The sequence below is a fragment of the Mycobacterium sp. WUMAC-067 genome (assembly GCF_020217485.1).
In the GTDB taxonomy this organism is placed as follows: domain Bacteria; phylum Actinomycetota; class Actinomycetes; order Mycobacteriales; family Mycobacteriaceae; genus Mycobacterium.
Genome location: NZ_JAEKMI010000007.1, coordinates 21553 through 43946, shown reverse-complemented (window position 1 = coordinate 43946; position 22394 = coordinate 21553). Strand labels below are relative to the sequence as shown.

Annotated in this window: 25 protein-coding genes and 1 tRNA gene; 8 read left to right on the top strand and 18 right to left on the bottom strand. The window is 66.3% G+C overall.

What is annotated here, in order from left to right; all coding sequences use genetic code 11:
• Positions 1–17: 17 nt before the first annotated feature.
• Together JF781_RS06850 and JF781_RS06845 are read right to left on the bottom strand one after the other, a co-directional pair.
• Positions 18–1202, bottom strand: a complete 1185-nt coding sequence (locus JF781_RS06850; protein WP_225326308.1) for a CaiB/BaiF CoA-transferase family protein — start codon at positions 1200–1202, stop codon at positions 18–20.
• Positions 1195–2559 (bottom strand): LLM class flavin-dependent oxidoreductase, encoded by a 1365-nt coding sequence (locus JF781_RS06845; protein ID WP_225326078.1) that lies wholly within the window; start codon positions 2557–2559, stop codon positions 1195–1197. Before JF781_RS06845 ends, JF781_RS06850 begins: the two co-directional genes overlap by 8 nt.
• A 67-nt stretch (positions 2560–2626) precedes the next feature.
• Between JF781_RS06845 and JF781_RS06840 the strand changes: the two genes are divergently transcribed.
• On the top strand, positions 2627–3286 hold the full coding sequence (locus JF781_RS06840) for a GntR family transcriptional regulator (RefSeq protein WP_225326077.1): 660 nt from the start codon (positions 2627–2629) through the stop codon (positions 3284–3286).
• On the opposite strand, the gene JF781_RS06835 is transcribed toward JF781_RS06840, so the two are convergent.
• The 4 genes from JF781_RS06835 to JF781_RS06820 all read right to left on the bottom strand — a co-directional run bounded on the left by JF781_RS06835 (position 3283) and on the right by JF781_RS06820 (position 7245).
• The gene (locus tag JF781_RS06835; RefSeq protein ID WP_225326076.1) at positions 3283–4233 is read right to left on the bottom strand and encodes an LLM class flavin-dependent oxidoreductase; all 951 of its coding nucleotides are present in this window, start codon (positions 4231–4233) and stop codon (positions 3283–3285) included. The genes JF781_RS06840 and JF781_RS06835 overlap by 4 nt on opposite strands.
• A gap of 1 nt (position 4234) precedes the next feature.
• Complete coding sequence (locus JF781_RS06830; protein WP_225326075.1) at positions 4235–5473, bottom strand: MBL fold metallo-hydrolase; 1239 nt, start codon at positions 5471–5473, stop codon at positions 4235–4237.
• A gap of 13 nt (positions 5474–5486) precedes the next feature.
• The gene (locus JF781_RS06825) at positions 5487–6758 is read right to left on the bottom strand and encodes a sulfotransferase (protein ID WP_225326074.1); all 1272 of its coding nucleotides are present in this window, start codon (positions 6756–6758) and stop codon (positions 5487–5489) included.
• A gap of 100 nt (positions 6759–6858) precedes the next feature.
• Positions 6859–7245, bottom strand: coding sequence for a DUF2237 family protein (locus JF781_RS06820; protein WP_225326073.1), 387 nt, complete (start codon positions 7243–7245; stop codon positions 6859–6861).
• 127 nt (positions 7246–7372) lie between these two features.
• Between JF781_RS06820 and JF781_RS06815 the strand changes: the two genes are divergently transcribed.
• From JF781_RS06815 to JF781_RS06795, 5 genes are all read left to right on the top strand, one after another.
• Positions 7373–7855: an NINE protein gene (locus JF781_RS06815; RefSeq protein WP_225326072.1), complete on the top strand. Its 483-nt coding sequence runs from the start codon at positions 7373–7375 to the stop codon at positions 7853–7855.
• Positions 7856–8109: 254 nt separating this feature from the next.
• Positions 8110–9243 carry a cellulase family glycosylhydrolase gene (locus tag JF781_RS06810; protein ID WP_225326071.1) on the top strand — a complete coding sequence of 378 codons (1134 nt, stop codon included), beginning with the start codon at positions 8110–8112 and terminating at the stop codon, positions 9241–9243.
• A 137-nt stretch (positions 9244–9380) separates the two neighbouring features.
• Positions 9381–11024 carry a DUF4185 domain-containing protein gene (locus JF781_RS06805; RefSeq protein ID WP_225326070.1) on the top strand — a complete coding sequence of 548 codons (1644 nt, stop codon included), beginning with the start codon at positions 9381–9383 and terminating at the stop codon, positions 11022–11024.
• 34 nt (positions 11025–11058) lie between these two features.
• Positions 11059–11580, top strand: a complete 522-nt coding sequence (locus tag JF781_RS06800) for a hypothetical protein (protein WP_225326069.1) — start codon at positions 11059–11061, stop codon at positions 11578–11580.
• Between the two features lie 62 nt (positions 11581–11642).
• Positions 11643–12161: a hypothetical protein gene (locus tag JF781_RS06795; RefSeq protein WP_225326068.1), complete on the top strand. Its 519-nt coding sequence runs from the start codon at positions 11643–11645 to the stop codon at positions 12159–12161.
• Between the two features lie 42 nt (positions 12162–12203).
• Here the strand turns inward: JF781_RS06795 and JF781_RS06790 are convergent, their stop codons facing one another.
• From JF781_RS06790 to JF781_RS06770, 5 genes are all read right to left on the bottom strand, one after another.
• Positions 12204–12677, bottom strand: coding sequence for a CAP domain-containing protein (locus JF781_RS06790; protein ID WP_225326307.1), 474 nt, complete (start codon positions 12675–12677; stop codon positions 12204–12206).
• A gap of 131 nt (positions 12678–12808) precedes the next feature.
• Positions 12809–13825 (bottom strand): glycoside hydrolase family 6 protein, encoded by a 1017-nt coding sequence (locus tag JF781_RS06785; RefSeq protein WP_225326067.1) that lies wholly within the window; start codon positions 13823–13825, stop codon positions 12809–12811.
• A gap of 120 nt (positions 13826–13945) precedes the next feature.
• Positions 13946–14035, bottom strand: a tRNA-Ser gene (locus JF781_RS06780).
• A 29-nt stretch (positions 14036–14064) separates the two neighbouring features.
• Entirely contained in the window at positions 14065–14520 is a 456-nt protein-coding gene (locus tag JF781_RS06775) for a nucleoside deaminase (protein WP_225326066.1), read from the bottom strand.
• Complete coding sequence (locus JF781_RS06770; RefSeq protein ID WP_225326065.1) at positions 14517–15041, bottom strand: tRNA adenosine deaminase-associated protein; 525 nt, start codon at positions 15039–15041, stop codon at positions 14517–14519. Before JF781_RS06770 ends, JF781_RS06775 begins: the two co-directional genes overlap by 4 nt.
• 129 nt (positions 15042–15170) lie before the next feature.
• On the opposite strand from JF781_RS06770, the gene JF781_RS06765 reads away from it, so the two are divergent.
• On the top strand, positions 15171–16112 hold the full coding sequence (locus JF781_RS06765; protein WP_308011524.1) for a prephenate dehydrogenase: 942 nt from the start codon (positions 15171–15173) through the stop codon (positions 16110–16112).
• Here the strand turns inward: JF781_RS06765 and JF781_RS06760 are convergent.
• Genes JF781_RS06760 through JF781_RS06740 form a run of 5 tightly spaced genes read right to left on the bottom strand, consistent with a single transcriptional unit; the run spans position 16078 to position 20120 of the window.
• Positions 16078–16677: a putative glycolipid-binding domain-containing protein gene (locus JF781_RS06760; RefSeq protein WP_225326063.1), complete on the bottom strand. Its 600-nt coding sequence runs from the start codon at positions 16675–16677 to the stop codon at positions 16078–16080. The two genes, JF781_RS06765 and JF781_RS06760, sit on opposite strands and share 35 nt — an antisense overlap.
• Complete coding sequence (locus tag JF781_RS06755; protein WP_225326062.1) at positions 16678–17394, bottom strand: ABC transporter permease; 717 nt, start codon at positions 17392–17394, stop codon at positions 16678–16680.
• On the bottom strand, positions 17391–18077 hold the full coding sequence (locus tag JF781_RS06750; RefSeq protein ID WP_225326061.1) for an ABC transporter permease: 687 nt from the start codon (positions 18075–18077) through the stop codon (positions 17391–17393). Before JF781_RS06750 ends, JF781_RS06755 begins: the two co-directional genes overlap by 4 nt.
• Positions 18077–19171, bottom strand: a complete 1095-nt coding sequence (locus JF781_RS06745; protein WP_225326060.1) for an ABC transporter ATP-binding protein — start codon at positions 19169–19171, stop codon at positions 18077–18079. Before JF781_RS06745 ends, JF781_RS06750 begins: the two co-directional genes overlap by 1 nt.
• Before the next feature lies 1 nt (position 19172).
• Complete coding sequence (locus JF781_RS06740) at positions 19173–20120, bottom strand: ABC transporter substrate-binding protein (protein WP_225326059.1); 948 nt, start codon at positions 20118–20120, stop codon at positions 19173–19175.
• A 99-nt stretch (positions 20121–20219) separates the two neighbouring features.
• On the opposite strand from JF781_RS06740, the gene JF781_RS06735 reads away from it, so the two are divergent.
• Positions 20220–20570: a lipopolysaccharide assembly LapA domain-containing protein gene (locus tag JF781_RS06735; RefSeq protein WP_225326058.1), complete on the top strand. Its 351-nt coding sequence runs from the start codon at positions 20220–20222 to the stop codon at positions 20568–20570.
• On the opposite strand, the gene JF781_RS06730 is transcribed toward JF781_RS06735, so the two are convergent.
• Entirely contained in the window at positions 20567–21619 is a 1053-nt protein-coding gene (locus tag JF781_RS06730; RefSeq protein ID WP_225326057.1) for a phosphotransferase family protein, read from the bottom strand. The genes JF781_RS06735 and JF781_RS06730 overlap by 4 nt on opposite strands.
• A 63-nt stretch (positions 21620–21682) precedes the next feature.
• Positions 21683–22321 (bottom strand): histidine phosphatase family protein, encoded by a 639-nt coding sequence (locus JF781_RS06725; protein WP_225326056.1) that lies wholly within the window; start codon positions 22319–22321, stop codon positions 21683–21685.
• Between the last annotated feature and the right edge of the window lie 73 nt (positions 22322–22394).

Genomic DNA, 22394 nt, shown 5'->3' with positions numbered 1-22394 from the left:
CGTTCAATTTCCTTCTGTCACAACACGCCACGGGCGCGCAGGTCGTCGATTTCGTCGCGGCTCATGCCGAGCAGTTCCCCGTACACCTCGGTGTTGTGCTCGCCGAGGCGCGGTCCCAGATGCCCGACCGTGCCCGACGCCGACGAGAAGCGCGGAACGGGGGCCTGCACCGTCATGGGTCCGAGTTGTTGATCGTCGACCGAGATGAACACCTCACGATGCGCCAGTTGCTCGTCGGCGACCAGGTCGCTGATGTCATAAACGGGCGCCGCCGCCACCTCGTGCGCTTCGAAGGCTTCCATCGCCTCCGAAAGTGTCTTGGTGGCAACCCAATCGGCGACCACGGCATCGACCTCGCGGGCGCGAGCCAACCGTCGCTGCGGGTCGGAGAAGTCGGCGTCGTCGAGCAGATCGTGACGGCCGATCGCCCGGAACACGCGCAGCGCCAACGCCGGCGAACTGCCGGACATGGCCAGCCACCTGCCGTCCGCGGTGCGATAGGTGTTGCGCGGCGCCGAGATGTCCCACCGGTTGCCGGCCCGCTCGGGCACCAGGCCCAACTGGTCATAGCCCAGCAGCGTCTGTTCCAGCAGCCGGGCCAGCGGGTCGATCAGGTTGACGTCGATCAGTTGGCCCGGCCCGCCGTGCACGTCGCGGTGATACAGCGCCATCATCACCGCGTAGGCGGCGTTCAGAGACGCGACGCCGTCGGCCAACATAAACGGCGGCAGGGTGGGCGGCGCGCCGGCCTGACCCGTGATGTGCGCGAACCCGCTCATCGCCTCACCCAGCGTGCCGAAGCCCGGGCGCTCACTCTTCGGCCCGCTCAGCCCGTAACCGGTGATGTGCAGCATCACAATCCGCTCGTTGACCGCGCGCAGGCTCTCATAGTCGAGGCCCCACTTGCGCAAAGTCTGGGGGCGGGTGTTGAAGATCGCGACGTCGGCGTGCTCCACCAGGCGGCGCACCAGCTCCTGACCCTCCGCGCACCGCAAGTCCAGCGTGATCGATCGCTTGTTGCGCGCAACCGACTTCCACATCAACCCGACTCCGTCGCGCTGGTTGCCCCAGCCGCGGATCGGGTCGCCGTGGCGCGGTTCTTCGACCTTGATCACGTCGGCGCCGAACTCGCCAAGGTAGGTCGCCACCAGCGGTGCGGCGGCCAGCGTCGCGAGGTCGAGCACCCGCAGCCCGTCAAGCATGGGCACCGGCGGCCACCCGGCTGTTCGAGGGACGCTGCAGCCCGAGGTGCCCGCGCAGCGTGGACGATTCGTATTCGGTGCGGAACAGCCCGCGCCGCTGCAGCTCCGGGACCACCATGCGCACGACGTCCTCGAACGCTCCGGGCAGATGCGTCGCGGCCAAGACGAATCCGTCGCACGCGCCGCTTTCGAACCAGTCGGCCATCTGATCGGCGACCTGTTCGCCGGTGCCGACGAAGCGGGGCCCCTGCAGCAGCGTGGCACGATGGTTGGCGAGGTCGCGCAAGGTGACCGTGTCCCCGCCGATATGGGTGCGCAGGTTCTGCACCAGGCCGCGGATTCCGGAGACCGAGGCGAGCAGTTCGTCGGTCACCGGGTCGTCGAGGTCGTGTTGCGCGAAGTCGTAATTCATCAGCTCGGACAGCAGCGTCAGCGACGCCATCGGATGTACGAGATCGTTGAGGAACATCGCCTCGCGATCCTTGGCGTGGGCCTCGGATTCGCCCACCACCGCGTAGGCCATGGGGCAGATGCGCACGGCGGCGGGATCGCGGCCCGCTTCGGCGATGCGGTCCTTTTGATCGGCGTAGTGGTTGCGTGCGACCTCGATGCCCGGGTCGCCGGTGAAGATCAATTCGGCCCACCGGGAAGCGAATTCGCGGCCCCGGCCCGACGATCCGGCCTGGATGATGACCGGCCGGCCCTGCGGGGTCCGCGGCACCGTCAACGGTCCACGGGCGGAGAAGAACTGGCCGACGTGTCCCAGCTCGTGCACCTTGCTGGGGTCGGCGAACTGCCCGGACGCCCGGTCGTGCAGGACGGCTTCGTCCTCCCAGGTGTCCCACAGGCCGGTCACGACGTCCATGAATTCGTCGGCGCGGTCGTAGCGTTCGTCGTGACCGAGGTGGGCGTCGACGCCGAAATTCTGCGCCTCGCTGTCGTTGACGGAGGTGACCACGTTCCAGGCCGCGCGGCCACCCGACAGGTGGTCGAGCGAGGCGAACGTGCGCGCCACATGGAACGGCTGGTAGTAGGTGGTCGAGTAGGTGGCGCCCAGCCCAATCTTCGACGTGGCCTGCGCCAGCACCCCGAGAATCACACTGAGGTCCAGCTTGACCGGGCGGGCGCCGTAATGCACGGCCTCGCCCACCGATCCGCCGTAGACCCCCGGCATGGCCAGGCGGTCGTCGAAGAACATCAGGTCGAAGCAACCCTCTTCGAGCTGGCGGCCGATCTTCGCGTAGTAGGACGCGTCCAAGTACCGGTGTTCGGTCGCGGGGTGCCGCCACGAGCCCGCGTAGACCGAGGTGCTGCCGGCCTGCATGAAGGCCACGAGGGCCATTTTGTCGGTGCGCATACTTGAAACGTAACATCTGATATTTCAGATATCAAATCCTAAACCTGTCGTTTGGTATTATGCCCAGGTGGCTTCGACCTCAGGGATCGACATCTCCGGAACGGTCCGAGAGCGCGCCGCCCGCGAACTTCGCGACCGCATTCTGACCGGGGTCCTGCCGGCCGGTTCGCGGGTCGACCTCGACGCCATCACCGAGGAATTCGCGACCAGCCGCACGCCGGTGCGCGAGGCGCTGCTGGAGCTGTCGTTCGAGGGCCTGGTCCAAGTCGCCCCCCGCAGCGGCGTGACGGTGCTCGGCATCAGCCCGGGCGACGTCCTGGACAGCTTCACCATTCTCGGCGTGCTGACCGGGCAGGCCGCGGCCTGGGCCGCCGAGCGGATTGAGCCCGCGGAACTCGACACCCTACGAGAACTCGCGGCCGACGTCGTCGCGCGATCCGGGGACGACACCATCGGAGAAGCCAACTGGCATTTCCATCAGATGATCCATCGCGCCGCGCACTCCCCTCGCCTGCTGAACCAGATCAAACAGGTCGCCCGCGTGGTGCCGAGCAACTTCCTGACCCTGTTTCCCGAGCACGAAAAGCATTCGCTCGACGAACATCAACAGCTGCTCGACGCGCTGGGCGACAAGGACGCCGAACGGGCCCGTGCGATCGCCGAGCGACACGTCCTAGATGCCGGCCGTTCGCTGGCCGACTGGCTCGAACAACGCCGCGACGCCTAGGCCGCCAGCGCGGGCAGGACCTTGTCGGTGAGCAATTGCACCGACTTCCACGCTTCGTCGACCGGCATGCCACCGACCAGGGGGTGCATGACGAGCGGCCCGTAGTTCTCGGCCTCGCGCACCTCCGCGATCAGCTGATCTGGAGTCAGGAAGCGGTACCGCCCCGATGCCCTGACCTCGTCCAGGGTCTGCACACCCGGAAGGTGCATTAGCGAGCGTTGATCGGTGGACCATCCGCCGTAAGTGACTGCCTCCCACAGGATGTGGTCGCCCAGTTCCGCCCACGCCCGCTCGGGGTCCTCGTGCAGGTAGATCATTCCGCGGTTGATCGGTCCCGGCATGAGAATGAACGGCGCCATGCCCGCCTCGGCGCACAGCTCGCGGTAGTAGGCGGCGATCTCGGGCAGGTGATCGGCCAGGCTGAGCGGCAGCCGGAACCGGGCGGCGCGGCGCGCCGTGGCACGCGCGCCACCGCCGACGTACAGCGGTGGATGCGGCCGGGTCCACGTGCCAATGTCGGACCACACCGCCAGCATCCGCTCGAGCAGGCCGTCCATCAGCGCGCCACGTCGCGTGAAATCGGCTCCCAGCGCGTCGTATTCGACCGTGCGGTATCCCAGGCCCACCGTGGTGTGCAGCCGGCCGCGGCTCATGTTGTCGACGAGCGCGATGTCTTCGGCAAGGCGGACGGGGTTCCACAGCGGGCCCAACGCGCAATCGACGCTGGCGATCAGCGTCGAGGTCCGGGCCAAGAACATCGCCGCGGCCATGATCGGGTTGCAGCTCCACCCGTGCCCGGTCGCGTGATGCTCGTCGACACTGATCGACGTGATGCCGTGCGACTCACCCCACTGCGCCAGTTCGAGCGCGGCGGACAGCTGTTCGCCCTGCACGCGCGGATCCCCCTGCGGCGAGGCGAAGTTGAAGCGCAGCACCGTCAGCAGCATGCTATGAGTTCCTCGCAATCTGGTTGCGCAGCCACGCGCTTTCCCAGAAGTTCGTGCTGCTTGCGAGAAGTTTTTCATGCGCCTGCCGGAGCACATCGCGAGCCCCCGAATGCTCGGCGGGCACGAGCTGGGCGAGGTGGATGGCGTGCAGCGCCCGATCGGCGGCCAGGTGCGCCCGGGCGCGATCCAGGAGCGCATCGGCGCCGGCCAACTCGACCACGTCGGCCGCGACGGCGTCAAATCCGACCGGGTACAGCTCGGTGGTCGACTCGTGGTGGAACCAGCCCGAGTAGTTCTCCCAGACGGCCCGCACGTCCCAGGCGACCTTCCCATAGCCCTGGCCCACTTCGTATTCCGCGGGCAACGTGATCTCGCGCATCAGGGTGCGGACATCCTTTCCGGCATTCATTCCGGCGACCGTCTGATCGTGGATGTACTGGATGGCGTTGCGCAGCCGGGCCAGCTCGGCGTTGATGCGCTCGGCCCCCGCGACGGGCGCGAAGTGACCCGTCACGAGCAGCTCGGGGCGCAGGTCGCGGACCCGTTCCACCGAGGCAATGGCCGTCAACGCGTCCCGGTAGCGGTCGCCCCGCATGGTGACGAGGTTGGGGATGTGCCCGAACAGGGGGCCGAAGGTGTTTCCGCACAGGCAGATTCGTTCGTCGGGGAGCCAGACCACCAGCGAGTCGGTGGTCTCCCCACCGGGCACCGAGATCAGTTCCATCCGTCGGCCGCCGAGCTCCAGCGTCAGCGTGTCCTCGAAGTCGAGGTCCACGGCGGGCACGCTCTGGCCCGCCAGTTGCGCGGTCCCCAGGCGCCGTTGGATGGCTTGGATGCCGTCGGCCAGCGTGTCTTTGAACGCGAACGCGCTGCGGCTGGCGCGGTAGGGGATCAGTCGTTCGTTGTCGTCTCGCCACGTCGTCCAGTTCGCTTGCGCGACAACGGTCGTGTCGGGGTCGCGCACGCTGTCCAGGCCGCCGACATGGTCGACGTGGCCCTGGGTGAAGATGATGTAGCGCACCGGCGAGGAGTCCACGGCGTCGAAGTTGGCGCGATGCACCGGCCCCTCGAAACCCATGCCGGTGTTGACGATCACCCGCCCCTGCGCGGTGGTGAGCAGGTACGAGTTGGACAGCCCAGGCGAGCACCACAATCCCGGGGCGATCTCATCCGCCTTCTCCGCGGACGCCGGGCGCATCGCGTCGGCGCCGGGCCTGCCGCGATAGACGGGTTCGGTCATCGCTGCTGACTCCTTATTCGGGTCGGACGTCGAACTTGTCGAAATAGAAGCCGAACCGGCCGCGGAGTTCGTCGGCGGAGACGCCGAAGTGCCGTTGCAGTTCGTAATGGATGCGGCCGTGCTTGCCTCGTGGATTGCCGTCCAGGTAGCGCTGGAAGCCGTCGCGCACCTGCTGCGGCAATTCGACACCGCCGCAGTGATACAGCCGCTCGAGCACCGGCATCTCGTTGCCGCCCAGCTGGTGGAAGTTGACGTCGATGCTGCGTTCGGTGTCCACCAGGTCGCGGTCGCGCACGCATGCGCTCAGCAGGCGGTGCACGCGATCGCTCCAATACTCCAGCAGCCACTGCGGATCAATGCTGTTGCGGCGCAGCCGATCCGAGTAGGCCATCATCGTGATCGCCGATTGGATCACCGCCACGGGGTCGCGGTGCGTAAAAGCCACCGTCGCGTCGGGGAACGTCGCCATCAACGGGCCGAGCTGCTCGCAGTGCTGCGGACTCTTGAGGACCCAGGTTCGCGGACCTCGCAGAAAGGTGAGCGCCTGCAACACCTTGCGCATGTAGGCGTAGTGGCGGGTTTGGTCGAGGCTCAGGTAGTAGTCGCGCCAATCCGGCACCCGCGCATGCCATTCCAGGACATAGGAGGACAGATCGAGGTCGAGGAGTTCCACCTCCTCCTCGATCGCCTCGGGGAAGCGGTCATGCATGGCGGCCACCACGGGCGCGCTGGCCATCAGCGCTTCGTGTTCTGCTTTGGCTCGCGCGTAACGGGGGTCCACGCCGAACACGTCGGGCCCCTGCCCACGAGCGGGGATGGGATCCTGGCTCTCCCAGTACGGCAGCGCGCGCCGGCGGGGGTCGGCGGCAATGAGATTCACCAGGTGCGTGGTGCCCGACCGCGGCATCCCGACCACGATGAAAGGCCTCTCGATCGGGATGGATTCGATCTCGGGGTACCGCGTGATCAGCTCGGTGAGCGACAACCGGTTACGCAGCAGGCGGACGATCCGCTGCCGCAGCGAATCGCGGGTGAGCTGGCGCAGACCCTCGTCGGCTTCGATCGCGGCGACGTGCGCGCGCAGCCGATCGGCGAAGCCGTCGGTGTCGTCGAGGTCGGCGGCAGCGGCTTTTAGCCCGGTTTGTTCGATGGCCTCCGCGAGCATCCGGTCGATGTCGAAGTCGACGCGCTTGGCCTCGGTGAACTGCAGGATCTGACGCTGGACGTCGGTCAGCCGGGGCGCGGTCAGGTCGTCGAAGTCGATGTCGTCCACCGCAGAACCCACCGCAACCCCTCTTCGACGCGTCAGGTGAGAAAGATGACACCGAGGCTAGACGCGGCGGGATTCCGTGGTTCACCCACCGTCCCGACCAGCGGTCACCCAGCTACAGGTTGGCCAGATCGTCGGGAACGTCGATCTTGTGCGCCTGCAGCGCCTCCAGCGGCACCACCTCGAGGGTGTTCTCGTGCGTGGATGCCAGCACCACCGGCGCCGCGCACCCGTCGTGGTGAGCCCGCAGCCAGTTCAGCGCGGTCACACACCATCGGTCGCCGGGCAGCAGGCCGGGGAACCGATACTCGGGAACCGGGGTCAACAGGTCATTGCCGATGGAACGCTGGTGCTCCAGGAACTCGGCGGTCATCACCGCGCAAATCGTGTGCCGTCCAAGGTCCTGAGGCCCGGTTGAGCAACAGCCGTCGCGGTAGAAACCGGTCAGTGGGTCTGTGCCGCACGGTTCCAGCGGACCGCCCAGCACATTTCGATCAGGCACCCGTCCAGTATTGCTCTCACGGGGGTGAACTTTGAAGTGATTTGCCGACTGCGCCCAAGGATTTTCCGCGCCGGTGCGTCGGAGGCCGATGTGGACGGCCGGAGATCGGGCGTGTTAACTCGAATCGATGTCGACGCCGCCCAACCCACCCGGAAATCCCGCTGATGAGCCACCGTGGGGATGGCAGCCACCCGGTTACGCATCACAACCGACTCCGCACAACCCGCCTCAGCCACCGCCACCGCCGGGATATCCGTCCCCGCAGGCCTACCCCGGTTACCCGGGCTATCCGGGATATGGCGGATACGTCGACCCGCAGGCGCCGTTCGGCCGCGATCCGGTTACCGGACTGCCCCTGTCGGACAAGGCCGCCACCACCGCCGGCTTACTTCAGCTCTTTCTCGGCTTGTTCGGCGTCGGCCGCTTTTACCTCGACTCGACTCAGATCGCGGTGGCCCAGCTGTGCCTGGGGCTGTTCGGAATTGTCTTCAGCCTGTTCTGTTTTCTGGGATTTCCGGTCCTGCTCGGCGGCATCATTTGGGCGATCGTCGACGCGATTTTGATCTTCACCGGCAGCGTCAAAGACAACCACGGCCGCAAGCTACGCTAGACCCTCAATCAGGGGAACGCCGGTTTTGGTTGTCCGACAACGGGTTTGACACAGAGCCGGGCACATTTTAAACCGCCCGGCGTTCACGACGGCCCGGGCACGCCGGAGTGGATGGTTACGGATTGGTCACGATGACCGGTGGGTTCCGACTTTCGGAGGGGCCGCAGACGGCCCGGGAACAATTGTTATCTGAAGCTCTCGCGACGCGCTGAGCAAATCCCCGGGAAATCGCCCCGGAAACTTATCGTCACATCGTGGAACGACGAACGGCCCTGAAACTCCCTCTGCTGCTGGCGGCTAGCGCCGCAGTTACCCGGGTACCCCGGGCCTCCGCGGAGGAAGCGGGCCGGTGGTCTCCCGATCGCGCCAGCCGGTGGTATCAAGCTCAGGGCTGGCTCGTCGGAGCAAACTATATTCCCGCCAGCGCCATCAACCAGTTCGAGATGTTTCAGGCCGACACCTTCGACCCACGACGTATCGACACCGAGCTCGGCTGGGCTCAGTTCTATGGGCACAACACCGCGCGAGTGTTCCTCCACGATCAGCTGTGGGCCGCCGATCAGCGCGGGTTCCAAACGCGGCTAGGGCAATTCGTCGACATCGCGGCCCGTCATCGCATCAAGCCGCTCTTCGTCTTCTTCGACTCCTGCTGGGACCCGCAACCCCGAGCGGGCCGGCAACGCGCGCCGCGCCCCGGTGTGCACAACTCGGGCTGGGTGCAGAGCCCGGGCGCCGAGCGCCTTGGAGACCCCCGCTACGTCCCGGTCATGCGCGACTACGTCACCGCGGTGATGACCCAATTCCGTAATGACAACCGGGTTTTGGGGTGGGACCTCTGGAACGAACCCGACAACCCGGCGCGGCAGTACCGCAACACCGAAAGAAGCGACAAGGACCAACTGGTCGCCGACCTGCTCCCCCAGGTGTTTCGGTGGGCACGCGCAGTCGATCCGAGTCAGCCGCTCACGAGCGGCGTGTGGCGCGGAGACTGGGGACAACCCCAGGGCCGCAGCGCAATCAGCGACATCCAGCTCGCCAACTCCGACGTGGTCACCTTCCATTCCTACGCTGAGCCGGCCGGGTTCGAGTCGCGCATCAACGAGCTGGCCCCGATGGGCCGGCCGATCCTGTGCACGGAATACATGGCCCGGCCCCGGGGCAGCACTGTGCAGAGCATCCTGCCCGTCGCCAAGCGCCACAACGTCGGCGCGATCAACTGGGGCCTGGTCGCCGGAAAGACCCAGACCTACTTCCCCTGGGAAACCTGGGATCACCCGGCCACCACGATTCCGAAGGTGTGGTTCCACGACCTGATCCGCCCTGAGGGACGTCCGTTCCAAGACATCGAGGTTCTGACCGTTCGGAAGCTGGCCGGCAGCCAGGCCTGACAGGTAGTGGCGGCCCCACCGGCCTGCCTTGGCATTGACCATTTGACGGTCGCCGTCGCGCTGCCAGTAGTAGCGTTTATGCCAGCTCAGAAGGGGGCGGCGATGATCGTCGGTGTTGGCCATCTGCCCACGACGCCATGACGCTGGCGAACCTGGTCGAAGCGGAACTGATCGCGTCGGCCGGCGGCGATCCGTGGGCGATCAACCAGAGCTTGCAGGCCGGTAACCCGTTTCAGATCTCGCAGTTGGCGGAGGCCTTTCATGGTGCGGGTCGACACACCGCCGAAGCCGACCACGCATTCGAGCAAGCGCGAAAACGCTTCGCCGCCGCCTGGAACCATCAGGATGGTGGCCACCCCATCAACGACTCTGAAGAAGTGCAGCGGGTAACGAAAGCCCTCGGGGCGCAGTCCGAACAGTTGTCGAAGATCGGTGCTGAATTGGAAACGATCGCCGCCGCGTTAGCCGACGCGCAGAAACAAGGGGCTCGAGAGATCGCCCTTCTGGACAGTGAGCTCCGAGGCCTCGACAGCCTTATGACCGCGATCAAGAAGGAATTGGCGTCCGATCTGCCCGAGTCGGAACGCCAGAAGCTGTTGAGACTGTACGACGACGCGCACGCCGATGCCGTGGACGACGTCCGCGATGCCGTCAAACAAATGACGTCAATTCGCAACGGGTACTCCGACACTCTCCGTAGAGCCATGGGTGCCCTGCATACCGACGGTTACGACCCACCGAAAGCTGTAGACGAGTGGATCGAAAGCCCGCTGAAACCGGGTGAGGTGAGAGACCTCGGGCCGATCGCCGGTACCGGCGGCATTCCCGGCATCCCGGGTATCGGGGCGGCGGACTTAGGAGAAGTGGTCGAGATCCCCGGACAGCCGGGAAAATATCTCGCGATTTTTGGGGATTCGTTCTCCGGCAACAAAGTCGGTGAGGGCGAACACTATCGATCTGTGGCCGTACCGGTGACCTTCGACGCCGACGGACGTCCGCATTTTGGTGCGCCACTAACGGGCCCCGAGAATAGTGGCCGCGAGCTCTTCACAATGCCGTCGGAAGCGGTCAAGGCCGGAATCAGCGACACGTTGCCAGCCGGAACGATCACCCTGGGCGACAAAACGTACATGATGGTGACCGGCACGACGGGGAACCTTAAGCCGGCGGCTTCGTGGCTGGTCGAAGTCAACGGTGACCCGGGCAAAGGGTGGACAATGGTGCCAGGCTCGTATCGCGCCGCGGGAGAGGCGCCCACCCAGATCAGCGGCTATAAGGGCTCGGACGGCAAAGTCTACATCGCCGCTGATTCCTTCGACCGCAGCCGAGGCATCACCATGTACCGCGCGGATACCGGGAATGTATTCGATCGTTCAACCTGGCAGCCGTGGAACGGGAACGACTGGGGCAAACCAGGACAACAGCCCATACAGCTAACTAACAATCGCTACGGCGAGCTCAGCTTTCGGGAAATCGGTGGAAAGCCCGTCCTGTCAGGTTTCAATGCAGATGCGCACCAAGGAAGTATCGAAGTGCGGGTAGGTGCCAATCCAGCTGCAATGTTCAGCCAGAACGTGCCCACGACTCTGGTTGCGCAGAATGGTGATCCAGCCGCTCCGAAATTCGTCCCTCAACCGTACGGCGGGTATATCTTGCCGGGATCAACGCTGGACGATTTGAAATTATTTGGCAGTCAATGGAATACGCTTAAAGATGCGAACGGCGTGCCGTTCGGCACCCCATACAACACCCGAGAATTCCAACTCAGGCCCTATCACTGATCGCATCGCAGAAATCTGAACCGATAGGATGCATATGGACATCAAGAAACTAGCCGGCATCAGCACCCTTGTCGTAGCCGCTTGCTCGGTTGCGTGCGCGGCACATGCCGACCCGCCAAAGTTTCCGGACCTGAGCGCAGAGGCCTCGGTGAACGTCGGCGACTACACGATCGACGTTCCCAACCCTGGCCGGCAACCTCTGGCAACGGTCTATTTCCTCACTCCTGACGGGGTCGTCTGCAACTTTGCCACTGACCAAGCACAGTGCAGCGGGAATAACCTGCCCGGGGTCCCCCCCGCGCCCTCAAATCCCAATGCGGGAATTACCGGGGTTAATTGGATCGGAACCACTACTGGGCTGAAGCAGACGAATGAAGGTGAACCATCGCGCGTAATTGATGGGCACCCCGTCAAAACGCTTCCTCCTGGTCATTCCATCACAGTGAACGGCATCATCTGCGGGGTCGATAGCTCAGGCACGACCGCGTGCAAAGACCCGCAAGGCCGCGGATTCGTACTGTCACCGCATGGCTCCGGCTGGCTGCCTCACGTGTGATTGCACCCTTAGGTGCTCAGCGGCTGCTCCGTCGTCAGACGCTGGTTAGCGAGGGGGTTCCTGTGCGTAGCGTCATCAACTCGGCTGCCGTGGTGTTAGCCGTCATGTTCGCTGGGGTGTGCACGTCTTGTACGGCAGCCCACGCCGATGTGCCTGCATTTCCCGACATCAGCGGGTATTCACCCGTGAAGGTTGCGGACTACACGATTGCGCTTCCCAACACGGGGCGCGCACCGCTCAACATGGTCTATTTCCTTACCCCGGATGGAATCACGTGCGATTTCTTCTCCGGGCAAGCACAATGCACAGGCAATAATTTTCCCGCGGTCCCGCCAGCCAGCGGGGCCGGTACGGTGAACGCGATCGGGACCGCCTCAGGATTGGCTCAATCCGGTGACCCGATTGCACCCAACGGCCAGGTCTATGGGCATCCACTCAAGACGTTGCCCCCGCTGCATTCCATCACCGTCGACGGCGTGATCTGTGGGGTCGATAACTCAGGCACGACCGCATGCAAAGACCCGCAAGGCCGCGGATTCGTACTGTCACCGCATGGCTCCGGGTGGCTGCCGCATGTGTGAGTGCCAGCGGCAGCGATCCGAAACCGCTTGACCCAAAAGGGTTTACGAAGCCGCGAAGTCGCCGACGACGGTCATTTTGTTTCCGTCCCGTGCGGTGGCGAAGCCGCCTGCGTTGAATGCGCAATTCAGGATGATCGCCCGGTGCGGGGGACTTTGCATCCACATGTCCAGGGCCTCACGGGGATTCGCGGCGGATCCGGTGCCCCAGAAGACGATCTCACCCGTGGAGCGGCTCCGATAGCCCGCCTGCGCGATCCGCGCCTGCGGCGACGAGCCGTCCGAGCCGATGTGTCCGCTGACCCCGTTGCGCAGCATGTCGTCGGCATGCCGCTGGGCCGCTTCCGTCAAACGCGGGTCGTCGCTGATCGGCCCGCATCCCTGGCGGAGCTGGTTGACGCCGTTGTAGACCGCGGTCCCCGAATCGTCGGCGTGCGCAACGAACCCGTCTGCACCGGAAACCGTGATGAAGGCAGTGCAGATCGAAAAGATTGCGAAGAACGCAACTTTCCTCGTCATGTTTGCCTCGTACCGCATACTGGCTTTATCTGTTTTAGATAACGAAATGTTACCCACTTGCGACCATCGACGGTCGCGAATAACAGATCCGTTCGGCGGCCGCCGACGGCGTGGCTAAGCCAAAGGCCCTGCTAGTGGCCGGTGTTGTGGGCCAGATCGATGGCGTACTGATTCACGAAGTTGCCCGCCGGCGGATCACCCTTGCCGCACGTCCCGTCGGATTCGCCGGGACGTTTGATCCACAGGTAGGCGTCGGCGTGCGCACCCGCGGTCGACGCGGTGGGCGGGGTGCCCAACGCTCGGCCGCTGGGATTGCACCAGTTGAGCTCGGAATCGGGTGCGGGTCCGGCACCGTTGCGTGACGTGTCGATCACGTAGTGCGCACCATTGGTGAGCCCGGAAATCGCTTCACCGTAACCGATTTCGTCCTCGGTGGTGAAGAAGTTCGCGGTGTTGATGCTGAAGCCCCGCGCGTGGCCGACGCCGGCCTGGTTCAGTCTGGCGGCCATGTCCTCGGCACTGTGCCAACGCAAGTGACCGGCGTCGACGTATACGGCCGCGTTCGGGTCCTTTGTCAGGGTGTCGACGGCGTAGTGAATCAGGTCGAACCGTTCTTGGCGCTGATCACCCGACAGGCAGTCGGCCATGGCGAGCGCATCGGGTTCGACGATGATCGCCACCCGCGAGGCGCCCACGCCGCCGGCGATGCCATCGATCCAGCTTCGGTAGTCGGCGCCCGACCCCATGCCGCCCGCGGCGAAGCTGCCACAGTCGCGATGGGGGATTCCATAAATCGCCAGCACCGGGATGGCGCCGGCGGCGGCCGCGTCGCCGACGTACTTGCCGACCGTTGCCGCGGAGCCGCCCGGGACGATCCAGTACGCCTGCGGCGTATTGGCGATCGCGGTCAACTCGGCGCTCGGCGGATCGGCGCTCTGCGCGGCGCGCATGGCCGCCGACGTGGGGTTGACGTAGAACGGCGCGCCGTCCAGCGGGTTGCCGTCGGAGACCAAACGCACCGTCGGGCCGGGACGGACCTGCACCGGATCGGCAAAAAGTCCGATGCCGGCCACAACCGTCAAGGAGGCCGTAATCGTCAGGAGAGGGGTGATCCACCGCGCGACTGCATCAGCAGCTGAGAACGTCACCTCAGGAAAATTAGTGGTTCGAACCATCGAGCGCCAACGAGGGTGGCGACGCGATCGGCGTCGCACACCATTGGCGCATCGTGAGAGCACGATCTACCTGCGACTGGGCGCCGGTAGTTTTGGCGGTGGCGGAGGGATTTGAACCCTCGGACGGTTTTAGCCGTCACACGCTTTCGAGGCGTGCTCCTTAGGCCGCTCGGACACGCCACCGCCGAGCAGCTTACCGAACGGGACGCCGCTCACCCCAATCGCTGGCGGGCGAAGAAGGCCTCCAGCGGCGCCGCGCACTCCGGTGCCAGCACACCGCCGCGCACTTCCGGCCGGTGATTGAGCCGCCGGTCGCGGACCACGTCCCACAGCGATCCGACCGCTCCCGTCTTGGGTTCCCAGGCGCCGAACACCAGCCGGCCGATGCGCGACAGCACCAGCGCACCCGCGCACATCGTGCACGGTTCGACGGTGACGGCCAGCGTGGCGCCCTCGAGCCGCCACCCGTCCCCGAGCACCTCGGCGGCCGCCCGCAGCGCGAGGATCTCGGCGTGGGCCGTCGGGTCGCCCAGGGCCTCGCGGGCATTCACGGCGCGGGCCAGCTCGGTTCCGTCGGCGCTGACCACGACTGCGCCGATGGGCACATCGCGGGGACCGGCCGTCGCGGCAACCGACAGTGCGGAGCGGATCAGCTCTTCGTCAGTCACCGACCGAGGCGGTCGATCACCGCCGACAGCTGATCGGCGAAGCCCATCTCGCGGGCGATGCGACCCAACTGCTCGTCGGCGTACAGGTCGGTCTCGTCGAGGATCACCCCCAGGACCGCCTCGGGCAGCCCGATGTCGGACAGCAGCCCCAGGTCGCCCTCTTCGAAGGGATCGGAATCCTCGAGGTCGTCGGGATCGATATCGGCGTCGAGCTTGTCGAGCACTTCCGCGGCGATGTCGTAGTCCAGCGCCGCGGTGGCATCCGAGAGCAACAGCCGCGTCCCCGACGGTGCGGGCCGCACGATCACGAAGAATTCGTCGTCCACGTCGAGCAGGCCGAAGACCGCCCCGGCGCTGCGCAACTCACGCAGCTCCGTCTCGGCCGCCGACAGGCTCGTCAGCGACTTGCGGGCCATCGGAGCACAGCGCCACTGTCCCTCTTCGCGCACGACCGCGACGCCGAAGCCGTCCGGCACATCTGCGGACAGGCCCTGGGCAGAGGCCCGTTGTTGTGCTCCCATGGCCGCTTACGGTAGTCCCTGACCAGGCCCCTGACCAGATGGAGCCTGGTAGCGGCGACATCCGACAGCAACCTTTCCGGGCGGATGTGCCAACCTTGGAATGTGGCAAGCCCTACTTCTAAGACACCGGTGTGTGTGCTCGGGCTGGGCCTGATCGGTGGCTCGATCATGCGGGCCGCCACGGCAGCGGGCCGTGAAGTCTTCGGCTACAACCGCTCCGTGGAGGGCGCGCAGGCCGCGACCGCCGACGGCTTCGACGCCACCACCGACCTGAGCGCGACGCTGACCCGCGCCGCCGCTTCCGACGCGTTGATCGTGCTGGCCGTGCCGATGCCGGCCATGGCGGGCATGCTCGCCCACATCAAGGACACGGCCCCGTCGTGCCCGTTGACCGACGTCACCAGCGTCAAAAAGGCGGTGCTCGACGAGGTCGCCGCGGCAGATCTACAGGAACGCTTCGTCGGGGGCCACCCGATGGCGGGCACCGCGCATTCGGGTTGGGCCGCCGGCTACGCCGGGTTGTTCACCGGGGCACCGTGGGTGGTGAGCGTCGACGATCACGTCGACCCGACGGTCTGGTCGATGGTGATGACGTTGGCGCTGGACTGCGGCGCGGTTGTGGTGCCGGCCCGCTCCGACGAACACGACGCCGCCGCGGCCGCCATCTCGCACCTGCCCCACCTGCTCGCCGAGGCGCTGGCGGTCGTCGCCGGCGACGTCCCGTTGGCGTTCGCGTTGGCCGCCGGGTCATTCCGCGACGGGACCCGGGTGGCGGCCAGCGCCCCGGATCTGGTGCGGGCGATGTGCGAGGGCAACGCCGACCAACTGGTGCCCACGGCCGACCGCGCCATCGAACTGCTGAGTCGCGCCCGCGAATCCCTGGCCCGCCACCACTCCGTCGGCGAGCTCATCGAAGCGGGCCACGCCGCTCGAACGCGTTACGACAACTTCCCGCGCAGCGACGTCTTCCACGTCGTCGTCGGCGCGGAGAACTGGCGTCAGGAATTGGCCGCCGCGGGCCGCGCGGGCGGGGTGATCAGATCCGCTCTGCCAAGCCTGGATAGTCGATGATGAATCCTTCTTCGTCGACGCTCACCATGGTGTCGGCGATCGGGGTGCGCACCTTGATCTCGCCGCGACTGTCCGTGCTGCTGTAGCTCACCGTGTCCGCGATGATGGACATCTCCGGCATGTTCACGTACACCACGGGCAACGTGACCGACGCCGCCTGCTCGTGTAGGCCGAGCCGCCGGATCGGCAGCGCGTTGAAGAACGGGCTGAACTCCACGTCGACGTCCAGAGCGCCGTTGTAGGCCGCCCGGTGCTCGCCCTGATGGTCGGTGACCAACCACATGTTCTCCTCGTCGCGGGCAAAGGAGAAGACGCGCTCACGCTCGGCCAGGGTGACGGTCATCCCGAGCCGCTTGGTGGCGCCGGTTTCGTCGGTCTGCAGGTCGTAGTAGGCGCCGAACGCCGGATTGGCCTCGGTGGCGGCCGCAACGATGCGGCCGTTCGCCTTGATTCTCTTGCCGGACACCTGGAGTCGTACCGATTCCATCCGGGAGACGTCCTGTGCGCGCCAGGTGAGCATCGCCTGCCATACGCGGCGAGACGGTTCGGAGGGGGCTGCGTTCACTCATCTACCGTAAGACGTCCCCGCGAACCGCTGCGGAAGTGTTCGGTAAGAGCGTCGCAGCCGGCCGGTGCCCGGCACCGAAGCCCACACCAGTAACGCCAGCAGTCCGTCGAGCACCAGCGCCAATTCGGCCACCATCAGCGCCCCGACCAGGGCAAGGTGAAACTCGCGTTCCTTGATCCCGTCGATCAGGTAGCGCCCCAACCCGCCGAGGCTCGCGTACGCGGCCACTGTCGCGGTGGCGACCACCTGCAGCGTCGCGTTGCGCAATCCGCCCAGCAGCAACGGCAGCGCATTGGGCACCTCGACGCGCAGCAGCACCTGGGCCTCGGTCATGCCCATCGCCCGGGCGGCGTCGACGACCGTGGGGTCGACATTGGCGATCCCCGCATACGTGCCGGCCAACAACGCCGGCACACCCAACAGCATCAGGGCCACCAGCGACGGTCCCAGGCCCAGGCCGAACAGCAGCGTCCCGAACAGCAGGACGCCCAGCGTCGGCAGGGAGCGCAGCCCGTTGACGGCGCCCACCACCAACAGGGTGCCGCGGCCGGTGTGCCCGATGACAAGCCCGACGGGAACCGCGATCAGCGCCGAGGCGCCCACCGCGATGGCGGTGTACTCCAGATGCTCGAGGATGCGGGCCGCGAGCCCGACCGGTCCGGTCCAGTTGTCGACGGTCAACACGTAGGAGATCGCCCGGTCTACGAAGTTCATCGCGCGCCACCCACGACGGGCGCGACGACCGAGCGGCGGCCGGTGGTACGTACGGCGCGCACCCACGGTGTGGCCAGCCGGCCGGCGAACACGATGAGCACATCGATGACGACGGCCAGCGCGAACAACGCGATGATGCCGGCCAGGATCTGATCGCTCTTGCCGGTTTGATAACCCTGGGTGAACCAGCTGCCCAGCCCACCGATGCCGATGACGGAGCCGACCGAGACCATCGCGATGTTGGTCACCACGACGACCCGCAGCCCGGCGATGAGCACCGGAACCGCAAGTGGCAGATCGACTTTCACGATCCGCGTGACCGGGGGGTAGCCGACCGCGGTGGCGGCTTCGCGTGTCTGGGCGGGGACCGCGTCCAGCGCCTCGAGCACCGCCCGCACCAGCAGCGCGGCGGTGTAGGCCGTCAATGCGACGATCACGTTCGCCTCATCGAGGATGCGCGTGCCGATGATCGTCGGCAACACCACGAACAAAGCCAGCGACGGGATGGTGAACACGACGCTGGCGACCGCCGTCGTCAGCCCGCGGGCGATGCGCGTGCGCTGCACTGCCAGACCCAGCGGCAGCGCAATCGCCAACCCGATCGCCACCGGTACCAACGACAGCCGCAGGTGCACGATCGTCAGCCACCAGGCGTCGTCGAGATGGGTGAGCAGATAATGCATTATCGGCTCCCCCGTTGGGATTCCACCGCGGCGAGCACGTCGGCGGCCAGGACCCCGCCGATCACCTTGCCGCCGTCGTCGACGGCGATGCCGACACCCGACGGCGACGACAGCGCGGCGTCGAGCGCCTGGCTGAGATTGCCCCGTGGCCGAAACAGCGATCCCGCCCCGCTCATGCACTCCGACAACGGTGTGCCGTCGCGGTGCCGACGCGCGCCGTCGGCATCGATCCAGCCCAGCGGCGCTCCGCCGTCGTCGACCACCACCGCCCAGCCGTCGGAAAGCCCTGCGCCGGACAGCGTTTCCGTCGTGATCCGCGAAACATCGTGCAGCGGCAGCCCGGCCGCGTCGAGGCGTTGCAGCCAACGGTAGCCTCGCCCCAGACCGATGAACCTCGACACGAAGTCGTTGGCCGGTCGCGACAGCAGCCGAGCCGGCTCGTCGTACTGCTGTAACGATCCATCCTTGAACACCGCCACCCGTTCGCCGAGCCGCAGCGCCTCGTCGATGTCGTGCGTGACGAACACGATCGTCTTGTGCAATTCGCTTTGCAGCCGCAGTATTTCGTTCTGCAGCTCGTGACGGACCACCGGGTCCACGGCGGAGAACGGCTCGTCCATCAGCAAGATCGGGGGATCGGCGGCCAGGGCACGCGCCACGCCGACCCGTTGCTGTTCACCGCCGGAGAGCTGCGCGGGGTAGCGGCGGGCGAGCTTGACGTCCAGCCCGACGCGCTCGAGCACCTCGTAGGCGGCTTTGCGGGCGGCGCGGCGGGACTGCCCCCGCAGCACCGGAACCGTTGCCACATTGTCGATCACCCGCTGGTGGGGCATCAGCCCCGCGTGCTGGATGACGTAGCCGATTCCGAGTCGCAGTTTCACCGGGTCTCGGGTGGCGACGTCGACGCCGTCGATCGCGATGGTGCCCGACGTCGGTTCGATCATCCGGTTGATCATGCGCAGGGCCGTGGTCTTGCCGCTGCCGGAGGACCCGACGAACACGGTCAGCTTCCCACTGGGCACGGCCAGGTTGAGGCGGTCCACCGCAGTGGTTCCGTCGTCGAAGACCTTGCTGACCCCTTCGAAGGTGATCACGTCATCCTCCGATCGGGTGGTTGAAGCCGTTGTCCCGTATCCAGTTTCGGGCCGCCTCGTCGGGATCGATACCCGAGTTTCCCGACACCGCGGCGTTGAGCCCGGCAACGCCGGAGGTGGTCAGCTTCGCCGACACCGCGTCCAGCACGTCCCTGAGCAAGTCGGACTTCTTTTGCGAATTGACCAGCGGCACAATATTTCCCGCCAGGAAATTGTTCTCCGGGTCTTCGAGCGCCACGAGGCGGTCCTGCGGTATCGCCGGTGACGTGGTGAACACGTTGGCGGCGTTCACCCTTCCGTCGACCAAGGCGCGCACGGTGACCGCGCCGCCGCCGTCATCGATGGCGACGAAGTTACCCGGCCGGATGTCGAGCCCGTACTTTTGCCGCAGCCCCGGCAGCCCGGCCGGCCTGGTCGCGAACGCCGACGGCGCCCCGAATCTCACCTCGGCCGAATGTGCGGCCAAGTCGGCGATAGTCTTCAGGTTCCACGCGTTCGCCGTCTGAGTGGTCACGCTGACGGTGTCCGTGTCCGTCGCGGGTGCGGGCGTCAAAATCGACAGGTCGCCCGGGAGGCGCCGGTAGAGCTCCAGCTTGACGGCATCGAGCGTGGTCGCCTCCGAGTGCGGCGCGAAATAGAGCAGCAAGTTACCGATGTATTCGGGCACCAGATCAATGGAATGGTCCTTGAGCGCAGGGATATACGTCTCCCGGCTGCCGATCCCCATGCGCCTTCCGATGTCAAACCCGTTGGCCTGCAAGGCTTGTGCATAGATCTCGGCGATGATCTGCGATTCCGGAAAGTCCCCGGAGCCGACGACGATGGACGTGGGGCTCTGGACCTGCGCACCCAGTGGGTCGGAATTGCTGCATCCGGCGACAACGCACATCGTCGTCACCAGCACCGCCGCGCGCACGATCACCCCGTGCAGGCGCGGCACTAGCGTCATACCGCCGACCCTAACGCCCGAACCGGGCAGACGCTGGCCTGCGAGGATCGGTTGTCCGATTCGGTTTCATTCTGGGCCGAAGCGGGCAAAGATGACACTATGAGCAGCCACACCCCTGCGTCGCCCGGACAGCCGTCCCCCAAGCCCACCCACGGGGACAAGACCGGCGCATCCACCAAGGAACCCGCTATCGGGTTCACTCGCGCCGGTGCGCTGTGGTCGTCGCTGTTCGCCGGCTTCGTGATCCTGATTCTGTTGCTGATCTTCATCACCCAGAACACGTTGCCCACGGACTTTCGGTTCTTGGGCTGGCACTGGACCCTGCCCCTGGGTGTGGCGATCTTGCTGGCCGCTGTCGTCGGCGGGCTGATCACGGTGGCGGTCGGAACCGCACGGATCTTGCAGCTGCGCCGCGCGGCGAAAAAGCACCACGCGCCCAACGCGCGCTAGCCGGGCAGCTTGGCCAGTTCGGCCAGACCGCGGGAGATCAGCGGCGCCACCACCTCGGGGGTGTGCTCGGCGGCGTCGCCCATGCCACGAGCCTGATCCGACATCCGGCGGCGGAAGTCGATGCCCGCGGCGATGATCGCGAGTTTGAAATACGCCAGCGCCATGTAGAACTCCCAGTGCGTCAGCGGTAATCCGGCCACCAGCGAATAGCGGTCGGCCAGCTCGTCGGCCGTCGGCAGCAGCGGTGACGTCCACGCGGCCTGCGCGTTAACGATCAGGTCCAGCGCGGGATCGCGGTACACGCACATCAGCGCCGCGTCCGACAGCGGATCGCCCAGGGTCGAAAGTTCCCAGTCCACCACGGCCCGAACCTTTGTCGGGTCCTCGGCGTCCAGGATGGTGTTGTCGATCCGGTAGTCGCCGTGCACGATCGACGTGCGACTCTGCTGCGGAATCGCCTCGCCCAGACCGGAATGCAGCCGCTCCACATCCGCGTCGCGACGGTCCTCGGGCAACCGCACGAGCGCCCACTGCGAGCCCCACCGCCGCACCTGACGCTCCAGATACCCGCTGGGCTTACCGAAGTCGGCCAGCCCGACGGCGTCGGGATCGACGTTGTGGAGGTCGACGAGCACCCGAATCAGCGAGTCGACGCAGCCGCCGATGACGGTGTGGCTGAACGATTCGAGTTGGGCGCGGCGGCGCACCACCTGGCCGGCGACGAATTCGACGATCTGGAAAGGGGCGCCGAGCACCGAATCGTCTTCGCACAGGCCGATCGTGCGCGCCACGGGAACCGGTGTGTCCTGCAGCGCGGCAACCACCCGGTACTCGCGGGCCATGTCGTGCGCCGAGGGCGTCAATCCGTGCAGTGGCGGCCGCCGCACCAGCCAGCTGGTGGCGTCGTCGTACACGCGGAACGTCAGGTTGGAGCGACCACCGGAAATGAACTCCGCACGCAACTCGCCGTCGCGCCCGATCCCGAGTGAACGCAGGTAGGAATCCAGCGAGGCCAGGTCCAGCCCCTCGAGTTGGTCAGCTGAAGTCACCGAACTTGTCTACCATCGCCGGCCGCGACCCGGTTCACCACCTGCGATTTGCCCGCGTCCCGATCAGGCCGTCCCACGGCCCTCGTCGTCGTCGAGCAGCCGCTGGTTTCGCGGCAACAGATCCCAGACGTGCTCGGTGGTGTTGACCGAGGCCACCGTCGCCTGCCCGGACCGGGAGAACAACAGCCGCGTGACCGACGCGTAGTCGACGGGAAAGGACAGCAATCGCGCCGTCCCGAGGATCTCGTGCAGCAGCACGTTGATCACCCCGCCGTGGCTGAACACGGCGACGGTGTCCTCGGGGTCGGCGCTCGCGACGAGGCCGTCGACCGCGGCCCGCACCCGGGCACGAAACGCGTCCTCGTCGACCGCGCTGGGCAAATGCCCCTGGGCCAAGCGCGCCCACTCCTCGGGCATCTCCGCGCGGATCTGCTCGACGGGGATGTACACCGGAAGGTCGCGGTCGTACTCGGCGAAGCGGTCGTCGATCTCGACGGGCAGCCCCCGGTCCGCCGCGACCGGTTCGGCGGTCTGGATGGCGCGGCGCTGCGGGCTGCTCACCACCCGCGAGATGGGAAACCTGGCGAGCGCCTTGGGTAGTCGCTCGATCTGGGCCAACCCTTCCTCCGACAGGTCCGGATCGGAACCTTGGCCGTGTTCGCTACGCAGCGGCAGCGCGTGCCGGACCAGAAGCACTTGCATATTTCTTCCTGTCTTTAAGTGGGGCCGGTCCGAAGTCTCTCATCGCTTCGTGCGCGTCGTTCAGGGCGTGCAC